Consider the following 7,565-nt stretch of genomic DNA (forward strand, 5'->3'; position numbering starts at 1 on the left):
GCCAATGCCTGATCAAGTTTGGAGGCCTGATCAAGTTTGTGGGCCTGATCAAGTCTGAGGGCCTGTTCGAGTTCCGGCATGGCGCTACCTCAACCAGCGTTCGAGGCGCGCCATCGCCTCGATCATGTCGTCGTGGCTGCCGGCGTAGGAGAAACGCATCGTGCGGTGCCCGGCCTGAGTGTCGAAGTCTTGGCCGGGTGTTGCCGCGACATGCGCCTCGGCCAGCATCTTGCGCGCGAAGGCCATGCTGTCATTGGTATGCCTGGTGACGTCACAAAAGGCATAGAAGGCGCCGTCCATGGGCGCCGCCAGCGGAAAGCCGAGTTCCGGGAGGCGTTTCATCAAAAGCTCGCGATTCCAGGCATAGCGACCCTTGACCGCCTCCAACTCCTCGGTCGCCCTGAACGCTTCGATCGCCGCGATCTGCGACAGTTCCGGCGGCGAGATATAGAGGCTCTGGGCGACGCGCTCGACCGGCCGCACCAGCTCTTGCGGCAGCACCATCCAGCCGATGCGCCAGCCGGTCATGCAGTAATATTTGGAGAAGGAGTTGATCACGGTCACGTCGCCTCCATAGGCAAGCGCCGTGGTGTCGGGGGCGGCATAGGCGAGCCGGTGATAGATTTCGTCGGAGATGACGGCGATGCCGAGGTCTTGTGCCGTCCTCACCAGGGCCGCCAGTTCATCGGCCGGTATGACCGCGCCGGTTGGATTGGCGGGACTGGCGAAGAGAACGCCTTTCAGCGGCTTTTCACGATGCGCGGTCTCGAGATGGCCGGCATGCAGGTAGGCGGCGTCGCCGAGCTCGATCTCGACCACCTCGATGCCGAGCGCGGCCATGATGTTGCGATAGGCGGGATAGCCGGGTGCCGCGATGGCGACGCGGTCACCCCCGTCGAACATCGCCAGGAAGGCAAGGTTGAAGGCGGCCGACGATCCAGTGGTTACCGCGATCCGGCCGGGCTCGATATCAAGCCCGTAATGATCGGCGTAGTGTCCGGCGATCGCCTTGCGAAAGCCTGCCAGTCCCAGCGCGTCGGTGTAGCCGATGCGTCCATCCTGCAGCGCCTTGGCGGCTGCGGCGCGAACCAGAACCGGTGCGGGATCGGAGGGCTGGCCGACGGCCATCGAAACAACCGGCACGCCCTGGGACTTCAGCCGGTTTGCCTCTGCCAGAATGTCCATCGCATGGAAGGGCTCGACATTGCCACGACGTGAGAGCGAGACGACCATTAAACCAGTATTCCCGATGACTGACGGCGCCAGGCACTGGCGCATGTGCCGCACAAATGCCCGATTGATGTGAGGATCACAAGTTGAGGAAGTTTCCGGCGCCGACTTTTCATCTTTCGCCCGCTCGTCTACCAGTGGAGCCATCATGTTGAGCCGACCCAGATCGACGATTGCCCAGGCAGCGCGCGTCTTCGCGACGCTTTCGCTTGGCGTTGCCGTTGCAATGGCGAGTTCGGTCAGCGCCTTTGCCCAGAACGTGCCGGTGGTGCGCGACGCCGAGATCGAGGCGCTGGTTCGCGATTACGCGCGGCCGATCTTCAGGGCGGCTGGCCTGGCGAATGACGGCATCGACATCGTTCTGGTCAATGACCAGAGTTTCAACGCCTTCGTCACCGGGCGCCGGCTGTTCATCAACACCGGCGCGCTGATGACGGCTGAAACGCCCAACGAGATCATCGGCGTCATCGCCCACGAAGCCGGTCATATCGCCGGCGGCCACCAGCAGAAACTCCGCGACCAGCTTGAACGCGCCAAGACGATGGCCATCATCGCGACGCTGCTGGGTGCCGGTGCCATGGTCGCCGGCGCGACAACCAATAGCCGCGGCCTTGCCGGTGCGGGCGTGGGCGTAGCCGCCGGCGGCGGCGAGATGGCACAGCGCAGCATCCTCGCCTACCAGCGCACCGAGGAGATGACGGCCGACCGCTCGGCGATCACCTATCTCAACGCCACCGGCCAGTCCGGCATGGGCATGCTGAAGACGTTTCACCGCTTCCAGACTGCGCTGTCGCTCTCGGGCGCGCAAGTCGATCCCTACCGGATCAGCCATCCGATGCCGCGGGATCGTATCTCCAATCTCGAAGTGCTGGTGAAACAGAGCCCCAATGTCGACAGGCCGGACCCGCCCGCGCTGCAGCAGCGCCATGACATGGTGCGGGTGAAGATCGCCGTCTACATGGAAGGCCAGGCGGCTGCGTCGCGGCTGATGCGAAAGATGCAAGGGACCCTCGCCGCGCTATATGGCGACGCCCAGTCGACCTACCTGTTCGGCAACATCGCCGCCGCGCTCGCCAAGACCAATGCACTGATCAAGGCGCAGCCCAAGAACGCTTACTTCCAGGAACTGCGCGGCGACATCCTGATGAAGGCAAACAAACCCAAGGAAGCCGCGGACGCCTACGCCAAGGCGGTCAGCCTCGATTCGGCGCGGTCCGGTCTGCTGCCGGTGTCCATGGGCCAGGCGCTGATGGCCGTCGGCACGCCCGACTCTCTGAAAAAAGCCGTCGTGCAGATCAACAACGGCCTCGGGCGCGACAAGGAAAATTCAGCCGGGTATCGCTATCTGGCACAGGCCTACGGTGAGTTGGGTGACATACCGGGCGCCGAACTTGCCACCGCCGAAAGCCATTTCTATTCCGGCAACTACAAGGATGCGAAGATTTTCGCCATGCGGGCGCAGCAGCAGATGAAACGCGGCGAGCCGCGCTGGCTTCGCGCCCAGGATATCATAAACTACAAGCCGTCAACCAAGATCAAGTGAACCTTCCGGCCGCGCGCCACGACATAGCCAGACCGGAAAACAGGTAGAAGGAACAGGAACGATGAAAAAGGCACTGCTGCTGGGCACCACGGGGGTTGCGGTCGCCCTGGCCATGCTGGCTTTCGGATTCGTTGCCGGAAACCCGCAGATCGCCAAGGCCGGTACCGCACAGCCGGTCGAGACCGCGGCGGCCGATACCAAGATCGACCGCACCGAGGTCGAAGGCATCATCCGCGACTATTTGTTGAAAAACCCGGAAGTCCTCCTGGAAGTCCAGGACGCGCTTGAGGCCAAGCAGAAGGAAGAGCAGCGCATCGCTCATCTCGGCGTGATCAAGAATGCCAAGGACCAGATCTTCAACTCCGCCTTCGACGGCGTCGTCGGCAATCCGAACGGCAAGGTCACCATCGTCGAGTTCTACGACTACAATTGCGGCTTCTGCAAACGCGCCATGGACGACATGCAGGCGCTGACCAAGACCGATCCGGACCTGCGCTTCGTGCTCAAGGAATTCCCCATCCTTGGACCGGAATCGCAGAAGGCGAGCGTGGTCTCGATGGCCTTTCACCTGATGCACCCGGAAAAGTACGGCGAGTTCCACAATGCGTTGCTCGGCGGCCAGGGACGCGCCACCGAGGCGTCGGCAATCAAGGTCGCGCTGTCGCTCGGCGCCGACGAAGCGGCGCTGCGCGAGAAGATGAAGGACCCGACAATCAACGAGGCCCTCGCCAAGACCTACGATCTTGCCAACAAGCTGGCGATCACCGGAACGCCGTCCTATGTCATCGGCAACGAGGTGGTGTTCGGAGCACTCGGGCAGGAAGTGCTGGCAGAAAAGATCGAGGCGGCGAAAGCCGCGCTCTGATCTTGCTCGCCAGCTATTTCTCACGGGCACATTTCCGCCTGTTGTGGACAGTGAAAGAACGCACTTGTGCTCTTTCCGCGGGCGGCTATGCCCATTATAGAGGGCCCAGCGCGCCGGCTTGATGACGGCGCCGGGAAAGGTCGGCTTTTTGAAAACGGTTTTCGTCCTGAACGGTCCCAATCTCAACGCGCTCGGCAAGCGCGAGCCGGGCATCTATGGCGGCAAGACGCTTGCCGCGATCGCCGACGACTGCAAGCAGGCAGGCGAGGCGCTGGGGTTCGAGATCGATTTCCGCCAGTCGAACCATGAGGGCGACCTTGTCGACTGGATTCAGGAAGCTGGCGACAAGGCTGTCGGCATCGTCATCAATCCGGGCGCCTACAGCCACACCTCGATTGCCATCCACGACGCCATCCGCGCCGTCGCGCCGTTGCCGGTGGCCGAAGTTCATCTTTCCAACATCCATGCGCGGGAACCATTCCGCCACATCTCCATGGTCGCGCCGGTCGCCGTCGGCATGATCTGTGGCTTTGGGCCGCTCGGCTATACGCTGGCGCTACAGGCGCTGGCCGCACGCCTATGACCGGCCAACAAACAGAAGGCTCGAAAATGTCGATAAAGAAGACCGGTGTTGACCAGCAACTGATCCGCGATCTGGCGGGCATACTGAACGACACCAATCTCACCGAGATCGAGGTTGAACTGGGCGACCTGAAGGTGCGCGTCTCGCGGCAGGCGCCGGCTGTTCATGCAATCGCAGCGCCGCAGCAGGCCTATGCGCCGGCAGCAGCGCAAGCTGCCTCCGCAGCTCTGCCCGTTGTGGCAGATATTTCCAAGAACGCAGTCACCTCGCCGATGGTCGGCACCGCCTACCTGGCGCCGTCGCCGGACGCCAAGGCGTTCATCGAAGTCGGCCAGAAGGTCAAGGAAGGCCAGACGCTGCTGATCATCGAAGCGATGAAGACGATGAACCAGATCCCCTCGCCACGTGCCGGCACGGTGACCGCGATCCTTTTCGAGGATTCGCAGCCGGTCGAATATGGCATGCCGCTCGTCGTGATCGAATAGAGCGGGCCTGATGTTTCAGAAGATCCTCATCGCCAATCGCGGCGAAATCGCCCTCCGGGTGCTGCGCGCCTGCAAGGAACTCGGCATCCAGACGGTGGTGGTGCATTCGACCGCCGATGCCGACGCCATGCATGTGCGGCTCGCCGACGAGAGCGTCTGCATCGGTCCGCCGCCATCGCGCGACAGCTATCTCAACATCCATCAGATCGTTGCGGCCTGCGAAATCACCGGCGCCGACGCCGTGCATCCGGGCTACGGCTTCCTGTCGGAGAACGCCAAATTCGCCGACATACTGGCCGCGCACAACATCACCTTCATCGGTCCGTCCGGCGACCATATCCGCATCATGGGCGACAAGATCGAGGCCAAGCGAACCGCCAAGCGCCTCGGCATTCCGGTTGTGCCCGGTTCGGACGGCGCCGTCACCGACCAGAAGGAAGCCAGGCGCATTGCCGCCGAGATCGGCTATCCCGTGATCATCAAGGCATCGGCCGGTGGTGGCGGTCGCGGTATGAAGGTCGCCCTCACCGAGGCTGACCTGGAGATCGCCCTGCAGACGGCGAGCACGGAAGCCGGTGCGGCGTTCGGCGACGATGCCGTTTATATCGAAAAATACCTGGAAAAGCCGCGCCATATCGAAGTCCAGGTGTTCGGTGACGGCTTTGGCCGCGGCGTGCATTTCGGTGAGCGCGACTGTTCCTTGCAGCGCCGCCACCAGAAGGTCTGGGAAGAGGCGCCCTCGCCCGCCCTCAATGCCGAAGAGCGCGCCCGCATCGGCGGCATCTGCGCCAAGGCCATCGCCGATCTCGGCTATTCCGGCGCCGGCACCATCGAGTTCCTCTACGAGAATGGCGAGTTCTACTTCATCGAGATGAACACGCGCCTGCAGGTCGAGCATCCGGTGACGGAAGCGATCACCGGCATCGATCTCGTGCATGAGCAGATCCGCGTCGCCTCCGGTGGCGGCCTCTCGGTGAAGCAGGAGGACATCAAGTTCAACGGCCACGCCATCGAATGCCGCATCAACGCCGAGGACCCGCGCACCTTCACCCCCTCGCCCGGCACGATCACCCATTTCCACACACCGGGCGGCCTGGGCATCCGCGTCGATTCCGGCGTTTATTCCGGCTACAAGATCCCGCCATACTATGACAGCCTGATCGGCAAGCTGATCGTGCATGGGCGTAATCGCGTCGAGTGCATGATGCGCCTGCGCCGCGCCCTGGACGAGTTCGTCGTCGACGGCATCAAGACGACGTTGCCGCTGTTTCGCGATCTCGTCGGCAATGCCGACATCGCCAATGGCGACTACGACATCCACTGGCTGGAAAAATACCTGGCCAAGGAAGACTAGCGCGGAGACGCGATGACCCGCCCCTACGCGCCCGGCTATCGCATCCCCACCGACCTTCTGCTCAAGGCATACGCCTCGGGCGTCTTCCCGATGGCCGAAAGTGCCGGCGACCCGGAGGTGTTCTGGGTGCGGCCGGAGACGCGCGGCATCATTCCGCTCGATGGTTTTCACGCGCCGAAAAGCCTCAGGAAAACGATCAGGAAGAACCCCTTCGACATCCGTTTCGATTTCGATTTCGAAGCGACCATCGACGGCTGCGCCGAAAAGCGCGTGGAACGGCGCTCGACCTGGATCAATGCGCCGATCCGCGAAGCCTATGTCGAGTTGCATCGGATAGGCCATTGTCATTCGGTCGAGGCGTGGCGCGAGGACCGGCTGGTCGGTGGCCTCTATGGCGTGTCGCTCGGCCGGGTGTTTTTTGGCGAGAGCATGTTCGCCAGGGAGACGGACGCTTCCAAGACCTGCCTTTTCTATCTCGTCGAGCGCTTGAAGGCACGCGGCTTCGCTCTGCTTGACACCCAGTTCACCACCGAGCACCTCAAGCGCTTCGGCGCGGTCGACGTGCCGCGCGGCAAATATGAAAAGATGCTGGCCGACGCGCTGAAGGGCGAGGCCGTATTCTATCCCTGAAGATTGAGCCTACTTCCCAGTGGCGGCTTCCAATGGCGTCTGCGAATGGAACATCATCTTCCAGCCGTTGACGCGATGGACATAGCCGGTGCTGACCAGCGCGACGTAAGGTTCGCCGTTCTCGCGTGTCGCATGTGCCTCGTAGGTCAGCATGATGATGTCGCTGCCCGGCTCGATAATACCCTTGAGGTCGATTTTCAGGTCGCGCCAGCGGTTGGGCCTGGTTGCGGTCTTGGCGAGATCCGCATTGTCCATCGCCTGTGCCATCTGCGGAAACGCCACCAGGCATTCGGTGTCGACATTGGCCGCATAGTAGGCCGCGTCGCCCGTCCAGAATCCCTTTTCAAGTTCCAGCAACTCTGCCTTGCCAGCCGTGATCCGCTTGCTGTCTGACATCGGAAGATCCTCCCTGCGCATAGATGCGCGCTCATCCGTGCCCCAACGTATGGTGGCAAGGAGGGTTCCGGAGGATCAGTTGGTGTCGGTCGTATCGGGGTCCGAAGCGTCCGGCTCCGTCACGCCAGGATCTGTCACGTCCGGAGCGGTCGCGGCTTTCGGTTTGGCCGCCGCGGGCTTGGGCGCCTCGGCTTTGGTTGCGTCAGCCTTGGCGCCGTCGGGCGCCGGCACATCCGACTTCTGCTTGCATTCCTTCAGCCAGACGTCGTAGACGGCATGCTCGACGGCATTGAGGCCGGGGCTTTCGGCAAACATCCAGCCGGTGAAGATGCGGCGAATTTTGCGGTCGAGCGTGATCTCGTCGACCTCGACGAAGGAATCGGTCTTCGGCGCCTCGGCCTGCGGCCGCGAATAGCAGACGCGCGGCGTCACCTGCAAAGCGCCGAACTGCACCGTCTCGTCGATATAGACATCGAAGG

Annotated in this window: 9 protein-coding genes; 6 read left to right on the plus strand and 3 right to left on the minus strand. The window is 62.6% G+C overall.

The features are described 5' to 3' along the window. Nucleotides 1-84: 84 nt before the first annotated feature. Entirely contained in the window at nucleotides 85-1,233 is a 1,149-nt protein-coding gene (locus tag EN964_RS18165; protein ID WP_127272409.1) for a pyridoxal phosphate-dependent aminotransferase, read from the minus strand. A gap of 145 nt (nucleotides 1,234-1,378) precedes the next feature. Here EN964_RS18165 and EN964_RS18170 point away from each other — a divergent pair, with 145 nt between their 5' ends. From EN964_RS18170 to aat, 6 genes are all read left to right on the plus strand, one after another. Next, complete coding sequence (locus EN964_RS18170; RefSeq protein WP_127271627.1) at nucleotides 1,379-2,773, plus strand: M48 family metalloprotease; 1,395 nt, start codon at nucleotides 1,379-1,381, stop codon at nucleotides 2,771-2,773. Nucleotides 2,774-2,834: 61 nt separating this feature from the next. Beyond that, nucleotides 2,835-3,638, plus strand: coding sequence for a DsbA family protein (locus tag EN964_RS18175; RefSeq protein WP_127272408.1), 804 nt, complete (start codon nucleotides 2,835-2,837; stop codon nucleotides 3,636-3,638). 148 nt (nucleotides 3,639-3,786) lie between these two features. Then, nucleotides 3,787-4,221 carry a type II 3-dehydroquinate dehydratase gene (gene aroQ / locus EN964_RS18180; protein WP_127269235.1) on the plus strand — a complete coding sequence of 145 codons (435 nt, stop codon included), beginning with the start codon at nucleotides 3,787-3,789 and terminating at the stop codon, nucleotides 4,219-4,221. 26 nt (nucleotides 4,222-4,247) lie between these two features. Next, complete coding sequence (accB, locus tag EN964_RS18185) at nucleotides 4,248-4,706, plus strand: acetyl-CoA carboxylase biotin carboxyl carrier protein (protein WP_127269234.1); 459 nt, start codon at nucleotides 4,248-4,250, stop codon at nucleotides 4,704-4,706. A 10-nt stretch (nucleotides 4,707-4,716) separates the two neighbouring features. Continuing rightward, a complete protein-coding gene (accC, locus tag EN964_RS18190; RefSeq protein WP_127269233.1) occupies nucleotides 4,717-6,060 on the plus strand; it encodes an acetyl-CoA carboxylase biotin carboxylase subunit in 1,344 nt (447 codons plus the stop codon). Between the two features lie 12 nt (nucleotides 6,061-6,072). Beyond that, the gene (gene aat, locus EN964_RS18195) at nucleotides 6,073-6,690 is read left to right on the plus strand and encodes a leucyl/phenylalanyl-tRNA--protein transferase (RefSeq protein ID WP_127269232.1); all 618 of its coding nucleotides are present in this window, start codon (nucleotides 6,073-6,075) and stop codon (nucleotides 6,688-6,690) included. Between the two features lie 9 nt (nucleotides 6,691-6,699). On the opposite strand, the gene EN964_RS18200 is transcribed toward aat, so the two are convergent. Both EN964_RS18200 and EN964_RS18205 read right to left on the minus strand, forming a co-directional pair. Beyond that, nucleotides 6,700-7,086, minus strand: coding sequence for a hypothetical protein (locus EN964_RS18200; protein ID WP_127269231.1), 387 nt, complete (start codon nucleotides 7,084-7,086; stop codon nucleotides 6,700-6,702). A 75-nt stretch (nucleotides 7,087-7,161) separates the two neighbouring features. Then, on the minus strand, nucleotides 7,162-7,565 hold a 404-nt coding region (locus EN964_RS18205), incomplete at its 5' end, for a DUF2155 domain-containing protein (RefSeq protein ID WP_127276592.1).

Source organism: Mesorhizobium sp. M7A.F.Ca.CA.001.10.2.1, assembly GCF_003998575.1.
In the GTDB taxonomy this organism is placed as follows: domain Bacteria; phylum Pseudomonadota; class Alphaproteobacteria; order Rhizobiales; family Rhizobiaceae; genus Mesorhizobium.

Coding starts and splice junctions, on each gene's coding strand:
- EN964_RS18165 (WP_127272409.1), bottom strand. CDS start 1,233: ATGGTCGTCTCGCTCTCACGTCGTGGCAATGTCGAGCCCTTCCATGCG.
- accC (WP_127269233.1), top strand. CDS start 4,717: ATGTTTCAGAAGATCCTCATCGCCAATCGCGGCGAAATCGCCCTCCGG.
- accB (WP_127269234.1), top strand. CDS start 4,248: ATGTCGATAAAGAAGACCGGTGTTGACCAGCAACTGATCCGCGATCTG.
- EN964_RS18200 (WP_127269231.1), bottom strand. CDS start 7,086: ATGTCAGACAGCAAGCGGATCACGGCTGGCAAGGCAGAGTTGCTGGAA.
- EN964_RS18170 (WP_127271627.1), top strand. CDS start 1,379: ATGTTGAGCCGACCCAGATCGACGATTGCCCAGGCAGCGCGCGTCTTC.
- EN964_RS18175 (WP_127272408.1), top strand. CDS start 2,835: ATGAAAAAGGCACTGCTGCTGGGCACCACGGGGGTTGCGGTCGCCCTG.
- aat (WP_127269232.1), top strand. CDS start 6,073: ATGACCCGCCCCTACGCGCCCGGCTATCGCATCCCCACCGACCTTCTG.